The 16,618-nt window shown below is 70.2% G+C and carries 19 protein-coding genes; 14 read left to right on the top strand and 5 right to left on the bottom strand.

The features are described from left to right. The first annotated feature begins 231 nt into the window (after positions 1–231). The 6 genes from FDM97_RS23210 to FDM97_RS23185 all read left to right on the top strand — a co-directional run bounded on the left by FDM97_RS23210 (position 232) and on the right by FDM97_RS23185 (position 5,527). A complete protein-coding gene (locus tag FDM97_RS23210; protein WP_137992431.1) occupies positions 232–1,074 on the top strand; it encodes a nitrilase-related carbon-nitrogen hydrolase in 843 nt (280 codons plus the stop codon). Then, a complete protein-coding gene (locus FDM97_RS23205) occupies positions 1,071–2,351 on the top strand; it encodes an aspartate aminotransferase family protein (protein ID WP_137992430.1) in 1,281 nt (426 codons plus the stop codon). Before FDM97_RS23210 ends, FDM97_RS23205 begins: the two co-directional genes overlap by 4 nt. Before the next feature lie 32 nt (positions 2,352–2,383). After that, positions 2,384–3,787, top strand: coding sequence for a dihydropyrimidinase (hydA, locus tag FDM97_RS23200; protein ID WP_137992429.1), 1,404 nt, complete (start codon positions 2,384–2,386; stop codon positions 3,785–3,787). Between the two features lie 11 nt (positions 3,788–3,798). After that, positions 3,799–4,797, top strand: a complete 999-nt coding sequence (locus FDM97_RS23195) for a TIGR03842 family LLM class F420-dependent oxidoreductase (RefSeq protein ID WP_137992428.1) — start codon at positions 3,799–3,801, stop codon at positions 4,795–4,797. An 87-nt stretch (positions 4,798–4,884) separates the two neighbouring features. Continuing rightward, positions 4,885–5,121: a DUF6186 family protein gene (locus tag FDM97_RS23190; protein ID WP_137992427.1), complete on the top strand. Its 237-nt coding sequence runs from the start codon at positions 4,885–4,887 to the stop codon at positions 5,119–5,121. A gap of 58 nt (positions 5,122–5,179) precedes the next feature. Then, the gene (locus FDM97_RS23185; protein ID WP_137992426.1) at positions 5,180–5,527 is read left to right on the top strand and encodes a DUF6256 family protein; all 348 of its coding nucleotides are present in this window, start codon (positions 5,180–5,182) and stop codon (positions 5,525–5,527) included. A gap of 89 nt (positions 5,528–5,616) precedes the next feature. On the opposite strand, the gene FDM97_RS23180 is transcribed toward FDM97_RS23185, so the two are convergent. Continuing rightward, positions 5,617–5,868 carry a twin-arginine translocase TatA/TatE family subunit gene (locus FDM97_RS23180; RefSeq protein WP_137992425.1) on the bottom strand — a complete coding sequence of 84 codons (252 nt, stop codon included), beginning with the start codon at positions 5,866–5,868 and terminating at the stop codon, positions 5,617–5,619. 39 nt (positions 5,869–5,907) lie between these two features. Continuing rightward, complete coding sequence (locus FDM97_RS23175) at positions 5,908–6,483, bottom strand: TerD family protein (RefSeq protein ID WP_137992424.1); 576 nt, start codon at positions 6,481–6,483, stop codon at positions 5,908–5,910. Between the two features lie 213 nt (positions 6,484–6,696). On the opposite strand from FDM97_RS23175, the gene FDM97_RS23170 reads away from it, so the two are divergent. From FDM97_RS23170 to FDM97_RS23160, 3 genes are read left to right on the top strand one after another with little or no spacing between them, the layout of a single operon-like run. Then, positions 6,697–7,101 (top strand): BlaI/MecI/CopY family transcriptional regulator, encoded by a 405-nt coding sequence (locus tag FDM97_RS23170; RefSeq protein WP_137992423.1) that lies wholly within the window; start codon positions 6,697–6,699, stop codon positions 7,099–7,101. A 4-nt stretch (positions 7,102–7,105) separates the two neighbouring features. After that, the gene (locus FDM97_RS23165) at positions 7,106–8,038 is read left to right on the top strand and encodes a M56 family metallopeptidase (RefSeq protein WP_137992422.1); all 933 of its coding nucleotides are present in this window, start codon (positions 7,106–7,108) and stop codon (positions 8,036–8,038) included. 60 nt (positions 8,039–8,098) lie between these two features. Next, positions 8,099–8,464, top strand: coding sequence for a hypothetical protein (locus FDM97_RS23160; RefSeq protein ID WP_137994979.1), 366 nt, complete (start codon positions 8,099–8,101; stop codon positions 8,462–8,464). Positions 8,465–8,522: 58 nt separating this feature from the next. On the opposite strand, the gene FDM97_RS23155 is transcribed toward FDM97_RS23160, so the two are convergent. From FDM97_RS23155 to FDM97_RS23145, 3 genes are all read right to left on the bottom strand, one after another. After that, on the bottom strand, positions 8,523–8,978 hold the full coding sequence (locus FDM97_RS23155; protein ID WP_137992421.1) for a tellurite resistance TerB family protein: 456 nt from the start codon (positions 8,976–8,978) through the stop codon (positions 8,523–8,525). A 121-nt stretch (positions 8,979–9,099) separates the two neighbouring features. Beyond that, entirely contained in the window at positions 9,100–9,651 is a 552-nt protein-coding gene (locus FDM97_RS23150) for a redoxin domain-containing protein (RefSeq protein WP_137992420.1), read from the bottom strand. Between the two features lie 222 nt (positions 9,652–9,873). Continuing rightward, a complete protein-coding gene (locus FDM97_RS23145) occupies positions 9,874–10,878 on the bottom strand; it encodes a sporulation protein (RefSeq protein WP_137992419.1) in 1,005 nt (334 codons plus the stop codon). 274 nt (positions 10,879–11,152) lie between these two features. On the opposite strand from FDM97_RS23145, the gene FDM97_RS23140 reads away from it, so the two are divergent. The 5 genes from FDM97_RS23140 to FDM97_RS23120 all read left to right on the top strand — a co-directional run bounded on the left by FDM97_RS23140 (position 11,153) and on the right by FDM97_RS23120 (position 16,496). Then, the gene (locus FDM97_RS23140) at positions 11,153–11,389 is read left to right on the top strand and encodes a hypothetical protein (RefSeq protein WP_137992418.1); all 237 of its coding nucleotides are present in this window, start codon (positions 11,153–11,155) and stop codon (positions 11,387–11,389) included. Between the two features lie 278 nt (positions 11,390–11,667). After that, positions 11,668–13,002, top strand: a complete 1,335-nt coding sequence (locus FDM97_RS23135; protein ID WP_137992417.1) for a hemolysin family protein — start codon at positions 11,668–11,670, stop codon at positions 13,000–13,002. After that, on the top strand, positions 13,002–14,018 hold the full coding sequence (locus tag FDM97_RS23130; RefSeq protein WP_137992416.1) for a hemolysin family protein: 1,017 nt from the start codon (positions 13,002–13,004) through the stop codon (positions 14,016–14,018). Before FDM97_RS23135 ends, FDM97_RS23130 begins: the two co-directional genes overlap by 1 nt. 139 nt (positions 14,019–14,157) lie before the next feature. Continuing rightward, positions 14,158–15,480 (top strand): hemolysin family protein, encoded by a 1,323-nt coding sequence (locus FDM97_RS23125; protein WP_137992415.1) that lies wholly within the window; start codon positions 14,158–14,160, stop codon positions 15,478–15,480. Next, entirely contained in the window at positions 15,477–16,496 is a 1,020-nt protein-coding gene (locus tag FDM97_RS23120) for a hemolysin family protein (protein WP_137992414.1), read from the top strand. Before FDM97_RS23125 ends, FDM97_RS23120 begins: the two co-directional genes overlap by 4 nt. Positions 16,497–16,618: the final 122 nt, after the last annotated feature.

Raw genomic sequence — 16,618 nt, 5'->3', positions numbered from 1 at the left:
GAGAAACGACGTACCGCGGAACTCGACGGCGGCCGGTCCGGGTTGCGTCAGGAACGCACCGTGACGTGTCGGTGCGTGTCCGACGTGGACCACTCGGGTAAGAAACATGATCGACTCCGGCGGTTCACGGCGGTGGTCTTGCTCCGGGATGTGACGGGGCTTACGTTCTCCTCCTACGCACCGTGTCTACGTGCGTAGAGGCTCTCTGACGCCGTGCCGAAGGAGCAGCTCATGACCGACGTCGTACGCGCCGCACTCGTCCAGGCGACCTGGACCGGCGACACCGAATCCATGATCGCCAAGCATGAGGAGTACGCCCGCGAGGCGGCCCGGCAGGGCGCCAAGGTCATCGGATTCCAGGAGGTGTTCAACGCTCCGTACTTCTGCCAGGTGCAGGAGCCCGAGCACTACCGCTGGGCCGAGCCCGTCCCGGACGGGCCGACCGTCACGCGGATGCGGGAGCTCGCCCGCGAGACCGGCATGGTGATCGTCGTCCCCGTCTTCGAGATCGAGGACTCCGGCTTCTACTACAACACCGCCGCCGTCATCGACGCCGACGGCTCCTACCTCGGCAAGTACCGCAAGCACCACATCCCCCAGGTGAAGGGCTTCTGGGAGAAGTACTACTTCCGCCCCGGCAACGCCGGCTGGCCGGTCTTCGACACCGCCGTCGGCAAGGTCGGCGTCTACATCTGCTACGACCGCCACTTCCCGGAGGGCTGGCGCCAACTCGGCCTCAACGGAGCGCAGTTGGTGTACAACCCGTCCGCCACCTCGCGCGGTCTCTCCTCCTACCTCTGGCAGCTGGAGCAGCCCGCCGCCGCCGTCGCCAACGAGTACTTCGTCGCCGCCATCAACCGGGTCGGGCAGGAGGAGTACGGCGACAACGACTTCTACGGCACCAGCTACTTCGTCGACCCGCGCGGCCAGTTCGTCGGCGAGGTCGCCTCCGACAAGGCCGAGGAACTCGTCGTCCGCGACCTCGACTTCCGCCTCATCGACGAGGTGCGGCAGCAGTGGGCCTTCTACCGCGACCGCCGCCCCGACGCGTACGACGGGCTGGTGCAGCCGTGACGAGCCTCCACGACCGGCACAAGGCCGTCATCCCCGACTGGGTCGCCCTCTACTACCAGGAGCCCCTGGAGCTCACCCACGGCGAGGGCCGCCACGTCTGGGACGCCGAGGGAAACAAGTACCTCGACTTCTTCGGCGGCATCCTCACCACCATGACCGCCCACGCCGTGCCCGAGGTCACCAAGGCCGTCAGCGAGCAGGCCGGCCGGATCATCCACTCCTCCACGCTCTACCTCAACCGCCCCATGGTGGAGCTCGCCGAGCGGATCGCCACCCTCTCCGGCATCCCGGACGCCCGCGTCTTCTTCACCACGTCCGGCACCGAGGCCAACGACACGGCCCTGCTGCTGGCCACCGCGTACCGCCGCTCCAACCAGATCCTGGCGATGCGCAACAGCTACCACGGCCGCTCCTTCTCCACCGTCGGCATCACCGGCAACCGCGCCTGGTCGCCCACCGGCCTCTCCCCGCTGCAGACCCTGTACGTGCACGGCGGCGTCCGCACCCGCGGCCCCTTCGCGCAGTACAGCGACGAACGGTTCATCGAGGCCTGCGTCGCCGACCTCGAAGACCTCCTCGGCCACACGCGCGACGTCGCCGCGCTCATCGCCGAACCCATCCAGGGCGTCGGCGGCTTCACCTCCCCGCCCGACGGGCTCTACGCCGCCTTCCGCCGGGTCCTCGACCGGCACGGCATCCTGTGGATCTCCGACGAGGTGCAGACCGGCTGGGGGCGCACCGGCGAACACTTCTGGGGCTGGCAGGCGCACGGCGAGAACGGGCCGCCCGACATGCTCACCTTCGCCAAGGGCATCGGCAACGGCATGTCCGTCGGCGGAGTCGTCGCCCGCGCCGAGATCATGAACTGTCTCGACGCCAACTCCATCTCCACCTTCGGCGGTTCGCCGGTCACCATGGCCGCGGGCCTCGCCAACCTCGGCTATCTCCTCGAACACGACCTCCAGGGCAACGCCCGCCGGGTCGGCGGCCTGCTGCTCGAGCGGCTGCGGGCCGTCGGCGCGGGCATCGAGGCGGTACGGGAGGTCCGCGGCCGCGGTCTGATGATCGGGATCGAGCTGACCCGGCCCGGCACCGACGAGGCCGATCCGGCGGCGGCCTCGGCCGTCCTGGAGGCCGCCCGCGAGAACGGACTGCTCATCGGCAAGGGAGGGGGCCACAACACCAGCTCCCTGCGGATCGCCCCGCCGCTCTCGCTCACCGTCGCCGAGGCCGAGGAGGGCGCGGCGATCCTCGAACAGGCCCTCCGTTCCCTGTAGTTCACCTCGTCCACGGCCCAGGGGAGAAGCCCGTGAGCACCCGAACCCTCATCCGCGGCGGTCTCGTCGTCACCGCCGCCGACGAGCTGCACGCCGACGTCCTGATCGAGGACGGCCGGATCGCCGCGCTCGCCGCGCACGGCTCCGACGCCGCCGCCGGCTGGACCGCCGAGCGCACCATCGACGCCACCGACCGCTACGTCATCCCGGGCGGCGTCGACGCGCACACCCACATGGAGCTGCCGTTCGGCGGCACCTTCGCCTCCGACACCTTCGAGACCGGCACACAGGCCGCCGCCTGGGGCGGCACCACCACGATCATCGACTTCGCCGTGCAGAGCGTCGGCCACTCCCTGCGCGAAGGACTCGACGCCTGGTACGCCAAGGCCGACGGGAAATGCGCCGTCGACTACGGCTTCCACATGATCCTCTCCGACGTCAACGAGCACACGCTCAACGAGATGGACAGGCTCGTGCAGGAGGGCGTCTCGTCCTTCAAGCTCTTCATGGCCTACCCCGGCGTCTTCTACAGCGACGACGGACAGATCCTGCGCGCCATGCAGCGCTCCGCCGACAACGGCGGTCTGATCATGATGCACGCCGAGAACGGCATCGCGATCGACGTCCTGGTCGAACAGGCCCTGGCCCGCGGGGAGACCGACCCCCGCTATCACGGGGAGGTCCGCAAGGTCCTCCTGGAGGCCGAGGCCACCCATCGGGCCATCCAGCTCGCCCGGGTCGCCGGAGCACCCCTGTACGTCGTGCACGTCTCCGCCGACGAGGCGGTACGGGAGCTGGCGGCCGCCCGCGACAAGGGGCTGCCCGTCTTCGGCGAGACCTGCCCCCAGTACCTCTTCCTCTCCACCGACAACCTCGCCGAGCCGGACTTCGAGGGCGCCAAGTACGTCTGCTCGACCCCGCTCAGGCCCCGCGAGCACCAGGAGGCGCTCTGGCGCGGCCTGCGGACCAACGACCTCCAGGTCGTCTCCACGGACCACTGCCCCTTCTGCTTCGTGGGCCAGAAGGAGCTGGGGCGCGGGGACTTCTCCCGTATCCCCAACGGCCTGCCGGGGGTGGAGAACCGCATGGACCTGCTCCACCAGGCCGTGGTCGACGGCCACATCAGCCGCCGCCGCTGGATCGAGATCGCCTGCGCGACCCCGGCCCGGATGTTCGGGCTCTACCCGCAGAAGGGCACGATCGCCCCGGGCGCGGACGCCGACGTCGTGATCTACGACCCGCACGCCGTACAGACCCTGTCCGTCGAGACGCACCACATGAACGTCGACTACTCCGCGTACGAGGGGAAGACCGTCACCGGACAGGTCGAGACGGTCCTGTCCCGGGGCGAACTCGTCATCGACCAGCGGAAGTTCACAGGCCGCGCCGGGCACGGCGTCTTCACCCCCCGATCCACCTGTCAGTATCTGAACTAGGAGGTCCCCACGTGGACTTCGGACTCGTCCTGCAGACCGATCCGCCCGCCTCGCAGGTCGTCGGGCTGATGCGCCGGGCGGAGCGCAACGGCTTCCGCTACGGGTGGACCTTCGACTCCGCCGTGCTCTGGCAGGAGCCCTTCGTCATCTACAGCCAGATCCTCGAGCACACGACCAAGATGCACGTGGGCCCCATGGTCACGAACCCGGGGACGAGGACCTGGGAGGTCACCGCCTCCACCTTCGCCACCCTCAACGACATGTTCGGCAACCGGACCGTCTGCGGCATCGGCCGCGGCGACTCCGCGATGCGCGTCGCCGGCCGCAAGCCGAACACCCTGGCCCGGCTGGGCGAGGCCATCGACGTCATCCGCGACCTCGCCGAGGGCAGGGAGGCGGTCGTGGACGGCAACCCGATCCGCATCCCGTGGATCAAGAACGGCAAACTGCCCGTGTGGATGGCCGCGTACGGCCCGAAGGCGCTCGCGCTCGCCGGGCAGAAGGCCGACGGCTTCATCCTCCAACTCGCCGACCCGTATCTGACGGAGTGGATGGTCAAGGCCGTCCGCCAGGCCGCCACAGATGCCGGCCGCGACCCCGACGCGATCACCATCTGCGTCGCCGCCCCCGCCTACGTGGGGGACGACCTGGCCCATGCACGCGACCAGTGCCGCTGGTTCGGCGGCATGGTCGGCAACCACGTCGCCGACCTGGTCGCCAAGTACGGGGAGCACTCCGACATGGTCCCCGAGGCCCTGACCGCGTACATCAAGGACCGGCAGGGCTACGACTACTCCCACCACGGCCGCGCCGACAACCCCGACACCACCTTCGTCCCCGACGAGATCGTCGACCGCTTCTGCCTGCTGGGCCCCGCCGAGGCTCACATCGAGAAGCTGCGGCACCTCAAGGACCTCGGCGTCGACCAGTTCGCCGTCTACAACATGCACGACGCGCGGGAGGCCACCATCGACGCGTACGGCTCCACGATCATCCCGTCGTTCAGCTGACTTTCGTCAGCGACGTACGGGCGCAGTGGCATCGGCCGCCGCACGGCGGGGGCAGCGCACGAGCGCACACGACTGTGGGAGGTCGCAATGGCAGCGCACCCGGTGATCGGGTATCTCGTCTGGGCGGTTCTGTTCGGTGCCATCTTCGCCTGGGAGGGGATCGGTCTGATCCGAGCCGGTGACGGCTTTCCCACCCTCAGCGATGCCACCGGCGCCGTCATGCGCTACCCGGTGGGGCGATGGGCGCTCTTCGCGCTGTGGCTGTGGTTCGGCTGGCACACCTTCGTACGCGGCTGGCACTTCCTGCTCCGGGACGCGTCGTGAGGGTTCATCAGCGGGTCGGAGGGGTTCCGTGCTCCCCGTCTCACTGAATATCGCGCTCATGCTGATCGGCTACCTGCTGGTCATGGGGTACCTCGCCATCGGCCTGCGCATCCTGCGCAGGCGGCCTGCCGGAGCCGCACGGGTGCCCCGGCGGTTCGTCGTGGGCGCCACGAGACGGGGGTGGCCCTTGCTGATCCGCCAGGTGGTCGGCACCGCGGTCGGCGGATACGTGCTGCTGATGGCCGTGGTGGTCCTCTACTACCAGGGTGTGGCGCGCCTGGGCGGCCGGTTCCTGGCGAGTGCGTTCACGGGTGCCGCGACGCTGGTGGGGATCACCCTGCCGGTGTTCTTCCTCGCGTCATGGGTGGTCGCACGGCGACGGAAGGACGGAGCGGCCACACGGTGATCAGCGACGGCGGACCCGCTGCCCCCACCACCAGCGATCACATCCTGCACGACCGCGCCTGTGGGGACCATCGAAGGCCCCGACTCGGATCAGGTGCGGGTGGAACCTGAGCCTTGGTCGCGGGTGTCGCTCGTGGGTGTGGGCGCAGCGGGTGGGGACTGCTTGATCTGGTAGGTCGGCTGTTGCTCGGCTGCGTCGCCCTCGGTCTTCATCGCCTTGGCCTCGCTCTTGAGGATGCGGGCCGCCTTGCCTGCGTTCCGGGCCAGCTCGGGGAGCTTCCTGGCACCGAGGAGGACTATGACGACGATCAGGATGATCGCGATCTCGCTGATTCCGAACACTGCTCTCCGCTTCCTGGCTGGGTAGGGGCTGGACCCGGGTCAGACGTTGACGCCGAAGTCGGCCGCGATGCCGGCGAGGCCGGAGGCGTAACCCTGGCCCACCGCACGGAACTTCCACTCGGTGCCGTGCCGGTAGAGCTCGCCGAAGACCATGGCGGTCTCGGTCGCGGCGTCCTCGGAGAGGTCGTAGCGGGCGAGTTCGGCGCCGCCGGCCTGGTTGACCACGCGGATGAAGGCGTTGCGGACCTGGCCGAAGCTCTGGCCGCGGTTCGCCGCGTCGTGGATGGAGACCGGGAAGACGATGCGCGAAATGTCGGCGGGCACGGTGGCCAGGTTGACCTTGATGGCCTCGTCGTCGCCGTCGCCCTCGCCTGTGAGGTTGTCTCCGGTGTGTTCCACGGAGCCGTCGGGGCTGGTGAGGTTGTTGTAGAAGACGAAGTGCCGGTCGGAGGCGACCTTCCCGGTGTCATCGAGGAGGAGGGCGCTCGCATCCAGGTCGTAGTCGTTCCCGGTGGTCGTGCGCACGTCCCAGCCCAGGCCCACCAGAACGGCGGTCAGGCCCGGCGCCTCCTTGCTCAGCGAGACGTTGCCGCCCTTGGCGAGGCTCACACCCATGTCGTCTTCCTTTCGGCCCGTAGCGTGCTGGAGCCAGCAAATCTACAGTGATGTAGAAGCGGCGGGAAGTGCGGAGCGCGTGACGTGGTCCGTATTCCCTCGCCGTAGGACATCGCCACCAACACCACAGAAACGGAAGCGGGCCGAACCGTGTCGTCTCAGTACGATGAACCGCCCCACAGAGGCGGGACGAGTCGGCGGGAGGGCGGCGGTATGACGGAACACAAGCGGGAGGGGCGTGACGTGCCTCCACGACGGCGGGGCCAGGGCGAACTCGAAGCGCAGGTGCTGGCCGCGCTGCGTCAGGCCCCCGGTGCCCGTACCGCGGGATGGGTGCAGGAGCGTCTCGGCGGCGATCTCGCCTATACGACCGTCATCACGATCCTGACGCGCCTTCACGCCAAGGGCGCGGTGAGCAGGGAGAGGGCGGGCCGGTCGTTCGAGTGGACGGCGGTCGCCGACGAGGCCGGACTCGCGGCGCTGCGGATGCGGAAGGTCCTGGACGCCGAGGCGGACCGGGAGGCGGTGCTGGCCAGCTTTGTGACGACGCTCTCGCCCCGCGACGAGCGCCTGCTGCGCGACCTGTTGGCTCAGGAGCCCGAGGAGGGGGAAGACTGACGGCATGGGGGTCTTCGTCTTCCTGCCGCTGGTCCTGCCGTTGACGGCATGGCCGGTCGCACGTCTCGCCGCACACCACCTGCATCCGCGGATGGCCACCTGGCTGCTGACCGGTGTCTCCGGCGTGCTCGCCGTGTGCAGCACGCTGTGCCTGGCCCTGCTGATGGTCGTCGGCACCGCGCAACTGCCCGGCAACCCGCTGCCGGACGGCTGGTCCGACCCTGAAGTCCGTGCGGCCGTCCCGTACGACGAGGTCGCGGGCAAGGTCGCCATCCCCACCCTGATCGCCGTTCTCGCCTCCTGTGCCAGGGCGGCGTGGCGGCACCATCGCGTACGACGCCGGGCCGGCCGGGCGCTGGCGGGCCTGCCCGCCACATCGGTCGTGGTGCTGCCCGACGAGACGCCCTACGCGTACGCCCTCCCGGGCCGGAAGGACCGCGTCGTGGTCACGACCTCGATGCTCGCCACGCTGACCGGACCGGAACGCCGCGCGCTGTTCGCCCACGAGCGTGCCCACCTGGACGCCCGGCACCACCGGTTCCTGCTGACCGTGCAGCTCGCCGCGCGGGCCAACCCGTTCCTGCGGCCCTTGCGTACGGCGGTCACCTACACCACCGAGCGCTGGGCGGACGAGGAAGCCGCCACCCGGATCGGCAGCCGCCGCACCGTGGCCCGAGCCGTCGGCAAGGCGGCGCTGATCTCCCAGGGCGCGCCCTCCGTGACGCTCGCGGGATTCGCCGCCTCGGCCGGACCCGTACCCCGCCGCGTGGCAGCCCTGTTGGGCCCTGCTCCCGCCGCACGACTCTGGCCGTCCTTGTTCACCACCGCGGGTCTGGCCGCGTGGGGGGCCGCGGCCGGCACGACGGTCTCCGCGCTCTCATCGGCGAACTCGGCGGTCACGCTGTTCTTGATCCTGAAGGCGTCGACCCCGCTCTGACACCCGCCGTCCGGTCTTATCTATCCTGGTTTCCAAGTACCGGGGGGCATAGGGGGAATGATGGACTGGTTCTGGTGGATTCTCATCCTGTTCTGGACAGGCGGCTTCGCGTGGGCGGCCGACAACGTCCGTACCGCGTTGCGTCATCGGCACGAGCGCAAGATGGAACGTCTGGAGGCGGCGAAGCAGGAACGTCTCGCCCTTGAGGCCGCGCACAAGACGCCGGAGCCGGTGTGCGGGTGCACGCACCATCTCGCGAAGCACGACAAGCAGGGCCGGTGCCATGAGCGTGTCGAGGTCCCGACGGCGTGGGACGAGAACAAGAAGCCGCTGCGGTATGAGGCCGGGCAGTGCAACTGCCAGCAGTACGTGGGGCCGCAGCCGTTGTCGCAGGTGTTCGCGGAGGAGCTGACCGACCGGGCCTGACGCGGAGAGGGCCGGGGCCCGCGACGACGGGACGGGCCCCGGCCCTGGACGAGGAGGACTACAGGTCGAACTCGTGCGGCGGGAGGTCGAGGGCGAAGCACGCTTCCCGTACGACCGCCTGCTCGTCCTTGTCGAAGTCGCCGTCGGCGCCGCCGATGATGATGCCGATCTGGATGACGGCGCGGGCCTCGGCGGGCTTCTTCTTCGCCTTCGCGACCTCCTGGAGGACGCTGACCTTGCCGAAGTCGAAGTCGGCGGTGAGCTTGTTGCAGTTGTCGTCGAAGCGGCGCTGGAGGTCCTCCGCCGGGAAGTTCTGCAGCACCTCGTTGTTCATGATCAGCTGGGCGACCTTCTGGCGCTCGGACGGGTCGATGCTGCCGTCGGCGGCGGCGACGAGCGCGCACATCGCCATGCTGGCGTCACGGAAGGCGCCGCTCTTCAGGTCGTTCTTCTTCGCCATGAGCTGGGTCTGCATCGTCGATGCGGACTCCTTGATGCGGTCCCACAGGGCCATTTCGCAACTCCGTCATGTGTCGGAGGTGGTCCGGGCCGGATGGGGACGGTCCGGACCACCCGCATCTTCTACATTGATGTAGAAGCTATCAGGTACCGGGAGGTAGTCGATGTGGTTCCAGTCAACTCGTGTGGGGCCACGTCACGCGGGAGGCGGCTTCCTTGGCGAGTCGCCCGTCGAGATCCCCGCGAACGGCGACCTCGCCCGTCGCGTCGAGCAGGGCGTACGAACCCGGCCGGGTGATCCCGAACCGCTGCCAGATGCGCCGGTCGGGATCCGCCAGGTGGCGCAGGTGCCGCGTGCCCGTGGAGGCGACGAACTCGTTCAGGTGGGCGGTGCCTCCCGCCCCTGCGATGCCGACGACGTTGAGCTCCCCCTCGTACAGGTCGGTTGTCATCGCGGTCTCGGAGCTCTGGGCGCGGCACTTGGCGCACGACGGCTCCCAGAACCACAGAACGGTGGGCTTGCCCGCGAGCTGCGAACCCTCGAACGGGCGCCCGTCGAGTCCGGTGCCGGTGAACCGCAGGATGTCCGGAACAGCTCCGGGCCGCGCCCCGCCCGCGGCCTGCCGGCCGGACGGGCCGTCAGCCGACGTCGCGAGGCCGGGCCCGCATGCTGATGCGGTCAGCAGGGTGGCGGCGATCAGAGTGAGGGTGAGGAGACGGGCTCGCATGGCGGGCTCCTGGGAGAGAGGTGGCGTCCCTGTGCCCCCCGAGCGCGGAATCTACAGTCCCGTAGAGGCAATGCCGGTGGACACACTCGGGTACGCCTACGGGTTGGTCCAGGTGGCCGTACGGAGTCGGGCTCCGGCCGGCCGCCGGTCGTGGAGAAGGCCCGCGACCGGATGCGGTCGCGGGCCCAGGAGGCGTCCGGGGGAGCACCCGGCAGGCTGATCTCAGCCTTCGTCGCCTTCCTCCTCGTCGCCCTCGAAGAAGTCGCCGATCTCGTCGACGGCTTCGGCGGCGACCATGCCGCCGACGACACCGACGGCGAGTCCAGCCGCACCGGCAGCGACCGCGGTGCCCATGCCAGGGCCGGAGCGGTGACCATGCCCATGCCCATGCCCGTGCCCGTCACCGTGCCCGTAGGCATCGTGGGAGCCGTACGAGGAGTGCGAGCCGTACGCGGCGCGGTGCTCCACGAGCTGCCGCATCCACGAGCCGACCTCGGCGTTCCAGTCGACCTGGCCGACGCCATGGTGGCTGACCGTGTAGCGGCTGACGGTGTCGTGGCCCTCGGTGAAGAAGCCGCCGCGCTTGTCGGCCTCCAGGACGACCTCCATCCCGGCCGGTCCTGCGAGGAAGGTCACCTCGATCTCGTTGACCTGGTGCGCGTACTGAGGTGAGGGTGCGACCTCGATCTCCTGGTAGAAGGGCAACTGCTGCCCCGTCCCCCGGATGTGCCCGAGTTCGAGGTCCGCCGACTTGAAACCGAAGCCGAGCTGGCCGAGGGCTTCGAGGACCGCCTCCTGGACCGGCAGGGGCCGCACCGCGAGTGGGTCGAGGTCGCCCTTGTCCTTCGCGCCGGCGACGCCGATTTCGGTCCGTACGCCGAGGGCGATGCCGAGGCCCTGGCCGTACAGTTCGGTGATCGGGGTCTCCCAGGGCAGGTCGACACTGAACGGGATGCTGCGCTGCTCGCCTTCGGCGAGGCGGAAGTTGCCGCCGACGGTGAAACGGTCGAAGACGACCATCCCCTCGGACTCCCCGTCCTCGTGCTCGGCCTCGACGCGGGCCACCAGTTCGAGGGTGATGTGCTCGATCGTGAAGTCGGCGTTGCCGCCCTTCAGGTGGACCTGGCCGGTCAGACTGCCGCCCGGCGTCACCGCGCCGGGGTCGAGGACCGTGTCCACCGAGGGGCCGCCGACACCGAGGGATCCGAGCAGCCGTTTGAACACCATCGTGGCGTTCACTCCTTCTTGCGTACGTGTGTTTCCGAGGTCGTCGCCGGCGCGCCGGCGCGGTGTTGCCGTTGATTGGGTAGCGAGGGGCCTGGATCAGGCCGCCGACACGTGCGTGAGCCCGGCCCCGCGCTCTCTACATCACTGTAGAAGAATAGGAGGGCGGGCACCTCAACCGAAGGGCGCCCCAAGGGGCTTTGGAAAGAAAGTCCGAAAGAAGCGTGTGCGGGGAAGGGCTGCGACGGGCGGGTTCCGCCGCGAGGAAGGTGGCGAAGTGACGGACGAGCCGCAGGATGCAGGCGTGACGGACAAGGGCGGCCCTGCCCGCCGATCCCGCGGCGCGGTGGCGGCGTTGGCGATCCCGCTCGGCCTGCTGGGCGGCGTCCTGTTCGGCGTGGTCTGGCTCGAAGACATCGGGCTCGGTATCGCCTTGGGGCTGGGCGCGGGTGCGGTCGTCGCCGGCGTCGGATCCAGGGACTGGGGCCGGCCCGAGAGGGGCGTGAAGCGATAGTCCGGCGCCTCCACAGGGGCGCCCATGGCACTGGCCAGGCCCTGGACGCATGCCCCCGGGTCTGCCCGCGCCCGCGTGCCCCGGCCAGGCGACGCGCCCTCGGCTCTCGATGCCCGTTTGCCTTTCCTTTACAGTGGTGTAGAAGCCCGTGTGGTCTCTGACCACCGATTCCGCCCGAGGAAGAGAAGGAGTGAGCGACCCGCAATGGGTGAGCCTCCCAGTACCGGCCGTGCCACCGCCTGCCCGGCCGAGTCGAGCCAGGGAGCGGGGGTGGCACGGTGACCGAAGTGCTTCTGCTGCTTCTGGCCCTGGCCCTCACGCTGGCGTGTGCGGTGTTCGTCGCGGCCGAGTTCTCCCTCACCACCGTCGAGCGCGGTGAGCTGGAGCGGGCCGTCGAGGCGAAGGAGCGAGGCGCCGAGGGTGCGCTGCGCGCCGTCCGGCGGCTGACCGTCCAGCTCTCCGGCGCCCAGCTCGGTATCACCGTCACCTCGCTGGTGATCGGCATGCTCGCCGAGCCTTCCCTGGCGGCGCTGCTGCGCGGCCCGCTGGAAGCGATCGGCCTCGGCGGCGCGGCGTCCTCGGTCGCCACCGTTCTCGGTGTGGCGATCTCCACCGTCGTGCTGATGGTCGTGGGCGAGCTGGTCCCGAAGAACTGGGCGATCTCGCGCCCGCTGGCCGTCGCCAAGGTCGTGGCCGGACCCCAGCGGGGCTTCACCGCCGCCTTCGGGCCGTTCATCCGGCACCTCAACAACACCGCGAACCGGTTCGTACGCCGCTTCGGCCTGGAACCGGCCGAGGAACTCGCCACCGTCCGCACCCCCGCCGAGCTGGCGTCCCTGGCCCGGCACAGCGCCGCCGAGGGCGCCATCGAGGCGGACTCCGTCGAGTTGTTCGTCCGTACCCTCCACCTGGGCGAGCTCACGGCCGAGAACGTGATGACGCCGCGCGTCGATGTCCGCGCCCTGGAGGCCCAGGCCACGGCCGCCGACGCCGCGAACCTCACGTACGCCACCGGGCTGTCCCGCTTCCCGGTCTACCGGGTCTCCCTGGACGACGTGATCGGCACCGTCCACATCCGTGACGTCCTGGCCCTGGAACCGGCCGCCCGGGCGGCCACCCCGATCACCGAGCTGGTGACCGAGCCGCTCCTCGTGCCCGAGACGCTGCCCGCCGACCGGCTCCTGGAGCGGATGCGGGAGCACCGGACCATGGCGGTCGTCATCGACGAGTACGGCGGTATGGCGGGTGTGGCGACGGTGGAGGACATCGTCGAGGAGGTCGTCGGCGAGGTCCGCGACGAGCACGACCCCGTCGAGGTCCCCGACCTGCTCCCCGCGCCGCCCACCGAGGACGGCCGCGCCACCTGGGAGGCCGACGGAGGCGTACGGATCGACGAGCTGGCCCGCATAGGGCTGAGGGCGCCCGACGGCCCGTACGAGACGGTGGCCGGCCTGATCGCCACCCGCCTCGGCCGGATCCCCGCCCAAGGCGACGCGATCCTGCTGGACGGCTGGCGACTCGACGTCCTCGACATCGAGCACCGCCGGGCCGACCGGGTCCACCTCACCGAGCCCGCCCGCCGTTCGGAGCACCAGCACGCCGAGGTGGCCTGATGACCGTGCTCCAGCTCACCATCGGCTTCCTCACCCTCCTGACGAACGCGCTCTTCGTCGGCGGCGAGTTCTCCCTGATCTCCGTGCGCCGCAGCCAGATCGAGCCGCCGGCCCGCGAGGGCGACCGGCGGGCCCGCATGGTCCTGTGGGGCCTGGAGCACATCTCCGCCCTGCTGGCCACCGCCCAGCTCGGCATCACCGCCTCGTCACTGGTGCTCGGCGCGGTCGCCGAACCGGCCATCGCCCACCTCCTGGAACCGGCCTTCGAGGCCACCCACGTACCGGACGCCCTCGTGCACCCGATCGCCTTCGTCATCGCGCTCACCCTGGCCACGTACGCGCACATGCTCATCGGCGAGATGGTCCCCAAGAACATCGCGCTCGCCGCCCCGGTGAAGACCGCGCTGCTCCTCGGCCCGCCGCTGGTCGCCCTCACCCACGCGCTGAAGCCCGTCGTCTTCGGCATCAACGCCTTCGCCAACGCCCTGCTGCGCCTGCTGCGCGTCGAACCGAAGGACGAGGTCTCCTCGGTCTTCACCGACGACGAACTCGCCCGCATGGTCCAGGACACCAGTGAGGCCGGACTGCTGTCGCCCGCCGACGGCGAGCGGCTGCGTGACGCGCTGGAGCTGGGGACCCGGCCGGTCGGCGAGATCCTCGTTCCGGCGGCGCGGATGGTCACGGTCGACCACCGGATCACCCCTGCCGAGCTGGAGCGGGCCGCGGCACGCGCGGGCTACTCCCGATTCCCGGTCACCGGCCCGGCCGGGGCCGTCCTGGGCTACCTGCACATCAAGGACACCCTCGGTGTCACCGACCGCGACAAGCCGTTCCCGCGCACCGCGTTCCACGCCGTGACGCGCGTACGGATCGACACCCCGCTGGACGACACCCTCACCGCCCTGCGCGCCGCCGGCAGCCACCTCGCCGCCGTCACCGGCCAGGCCGGGACCGTTCTCGGCTACGTGACGATGGAGGACGTCCTGGAGGAGCTGGTCGGCCCCGCCGCCGTGTGACCCGCGCGGCCCGTCGCGTACCCGTAGATCGCCGTACCCGCAGATAGTCAGTTCTGATCACCGCCCCACGAAGGAGCACCACCTTGTCCGCCAGACCGACGCACCCCTACGCGACGTACGTGATGGGGTGCGGCAGCCGATGAACGCCGCTCTCGGCCTGCTGGCCGTCCTCGTGCTGACCGCCGGCACCGGCTATTTCGTCGCGCAGGAGTTCGCCTACGTCGCCGCCGACCGCATCGCGCTCGCCGGTGAGGCAGCGGCCGGCGACAAGCGGGCCGCCCGCGCGCTGAAGGTCCTCGAACGGCTCTCCTTCATGCTCTCCGGCGCACAGCTCGGCATCACCGTCACCGGTCTGGTCGTCGGCTTCCTCGCCGAGCCGTCGGTCTCGGCGCTCCTGAAGCCCGCATTGGAGGGGACGGGGCTGTCCGAGGGCGCCGTCTCCGCGATCTCCGTCACGCTCGCCTTCGTGGTGGCGACCGTGCTGCAGATGGTGCTCGGCGAACTCGCCCCGAAGAACCTGGCGCTGGCGGTGCCCGAGCGGCTCGCCAAGTCGCTGGCCTCCTCCACTCTCGTCTATCTGAAGATCGTCGGACCGGTCGTCCACGTCTTCGACGGCGCCGCCAACAAGCTGCTGCGCAAGGTCGGCATCGAGCCGGTCGAGGAACTGCACCACGGCGCGACGCTCGAAGAGCTCAGCCACTTGATCGGGGAGTCCCACGAACAGGGCCAGCTGCCCGCCGACACGGCCGAACTCCTCGACCACGCCCTGGAGTTCTCCGAGCGGACCCTGGACGAGGTCATGGTTCCGCGCGTGGACGCCGTGTTCGTACGCAAGGACGCCCCGCTCGCCGAGGCCGTCGAGCTGATCGCGAAGTACGGCCACTCCAACTACCCGGTGCTCGGCGACCATCCGGACGACGTCGCCGGTGTCCTCGGTGTACGGGAACTCGTGCGCCTGTCGGCAGACCGCTTCGAGAACATGACGGCGGGGGAAGCCGGCCGCTCGCCACTGCTGCTGCCCGACACGCTGCCGCTGCCGCAGGCGGTGGCACAGATGCGGGAGGCGGACGACGAGTTCGCCGTCGTCCTGGACGAGCACGGCGGCGTCGCCGGCATCGTCACCTACGAGGACATCGCCGAAGAACTCGTCGGCGACATCGCCGACGAGAGCGACACCGTCGTCGCCCTCGCCGTCCAGGACGGGGAGGGCTGGCGGGTGGACGCGGGCCGCCGCCTGGACGAGGTCGAGGACGCCACCGGCATCGCCCTGCCCGAGGAGGAGGACTACGACACCGTGGCCGGCCTGATCATCGACCGCCTTGGCCGCTTCCCGACCATCGGCGACCGCCTCACCGTCGACGATGTCCGCATCGAGGTCCTCAGCCTCGACCGGCACGTCCCCGAACGCGTCCGCCTCGAACGCGTCGCAGCCGCCGAATCCGCCGAGGAGGCGCAGGCATGAGCTTCCCCATGGCCCTCTTCGTCACCGTCCTGCTCCTGATCGGCAGCGGCTTCTTCGTCGCCGCCGAGTTCGCGCTCGTCGCCGCCAAGCGCCACCGCATCGAGAAGGCCGTCGCGGACGGACAGCGCGGCGCGAAGGCCGCCCTCGCCGGTATGCGCGAGCTGTCGCTGATGCTCGCCGGCGCCCAGCTCGGTATCACCATCTGCACCCTGGGGCTCGGCTCGATCTCCAAGCCGGCGATCTCCCACGAGCTCGACCCCCTGCTGGTCGAGCTCGGTCTGCCCACGGCCCTCAGCTACGGCATCGCCTTCGCCGTCGCCATGATCATCGTGGTCTTCCTCCACATGGTCGTCGGCGAGATGGCCCCCAAGTCCTGGGCCATCGCCCACCCCGAGCGCTCCGCGATGCTGCTCACCCCGCCCTTCCGCGCCGTCGTCAAGGCCGTACGTCCCCTGCTCTGGGTCCTGAACAAGGTCAGCAACGCGCTCGTACGGTTGTGCCGCGTCCAGCCCCGCGACGAACTGACCGCCGTCCACAACCGCGAGCAACTTACCCACCTCGTCGAGGAGTCCGAGCGCCTCGGCCTGATCAACAAGACCGACTCCCAGCTCATCACCCGCTCCCTGACCGAACCACAGACCCCGGTCGCCGAACTCCAGACCCCGGCGGACGACATCGTCACCGTCCCGGCCGGAGCCGACCTCGACGCGGTCCTCGACCGGGCCTCCCAGACCGACCGCGCCCGCCTCCTCGTCCGCGACGGGGACCACATCCTCGGCTCCGTCCACGCCCGCGACGCCCTGGTCGCCCGCACCCGCGGCCGCACCCTCACCGCCCGCGACCTCGCCCGACCCGTCCCTGAACTGGCCGCGACCGACACGGTCTCCCACGCCGTCGAACAGCTCCGCCAGCGCCGTGCCTCCCTCGCCCTCGTACGGGACGAACAGGGAGCACTCACCGGGCTGGTCAGCCTCGACGACCTCCTTGTCCGGATCATGGGGCCGCAGACCGTGTGACCTGGCGGTGACGGCCGGCCGCAGCCAGGCCCGGGTGACATCCACGCCCGGGCTCGGCTGCGGACCGACGGCTTCCTCACCGCTTCAGGCGACATGGCCTCAACAGCGAAGGCGACGAGGTC

Origin of the sequence: Streptomyces vilmorinianum, from assembly GCF_005517195.1 — a bacterium.
Classification (GTDB): Bacteria; Actinomycetota; Actinomycetes; order Streptomycetales; family Streptomycetaceae; genus Streptomyces; species Streptomyces vilmorinianum.
Note: the sequence above shows the minus strand (reverse complement) of the source record. Positions and strands in the feature narration are given on the sequence as shown.

Bases quoted from the DNA above. Each gene is read 5' to 3' on its own strand.
- FDM97_RS23210 (WP_137992431.1), top strand. From the start codon at position 232: ATGACCGACGTCGTACGCGCCGCACTCGTCCAGGCGACCTGGACCGGC.
- FDM97_RS23190 (WP_137992427.1), top strand. From the start codon at position 4,885: ATGGCAGCGCACCCGGTGATCGGGTATCTCGTCTGGGCGGTTCTGTTC.
- FDM97_RS23185 (WP_137992426.1), top strand. From the start codon at position 5,180: ATGCTGATCGGCTACCTGCTGGTCATGGGGTACCTCGCCATCGGCCTG.
- FDM97_RS23175 (WP_137992424.1), bottom strand. From the start codon at position 6,483: ATGGGTGTGAGCCTCGCCAAGGGCGGCAACGTCTCGCTGAGCAAGGAG.
- FDM97_RS23170 (WP_137992423.1), top strand. From the start codon at position 6,697: ATGACGGAACACAAGCGGGAGGGGCGTGACGTGCCTCCACGACGGCGG.
- FDM97_RS23165 (WP_137992422.1), top strand. From the start codon at position 7,106: ATGGGGGTCTTCGTCTTCCTGCCGCTGGTCCTGCCGTTGACGGCATGG.
- FDM97_RS23160 (WP_137994979.1), top strand. From the start codon at position 8,099: ATGGACTGGTTCTGGTGGATTCTCATCCTGTTCTGGACAGGCGGCTTC.
- FDM97_RS23155 (WP_137992421.1), bottom strand. From the start codon at position 8,978: ATGGCCCTGTGGGACCGCATCAAGGAGTCCGCATCGACGATGCAGACC.
- FDM97_RS23150 (WP_137992420.1), bottom strand. From the start codon at position 9,651: ATGCGAGCCCGTCTCCTCACCCTCACTCTGATCGCCGCCACCCTGCTG.
- FDM97_RS23145 (WP_137992419.1), bottom strand. From the start codon at position 10,878: ATGGTGTTCAAACGGCTGCTCGGATCCCTCGGTGTCGGCGGCCCCTCG.
- FDM97_RS23130 (WP_137992416.1), top strand. From the start codon at position 13,002: ATGACCGTGCTCCAGCTCACCATCGGCTTCCTCACCCTCCTGACGAAC.
- FDM97_RS23125 (WP_137992415.1), top strand. From the start codon at position 14,158: ATGAACGCCGCTCTCGGCCTGCTGGCCGTCCTCGTGCTGACCGCCGGC.
- FDM97_RS23120 (WP_137992414.1), top strand. From the start codon at position 15,477: ATGAGCTTCCCCATGGCCCTCTTCGTCACCGTCCTGCTCCTGATCGGC.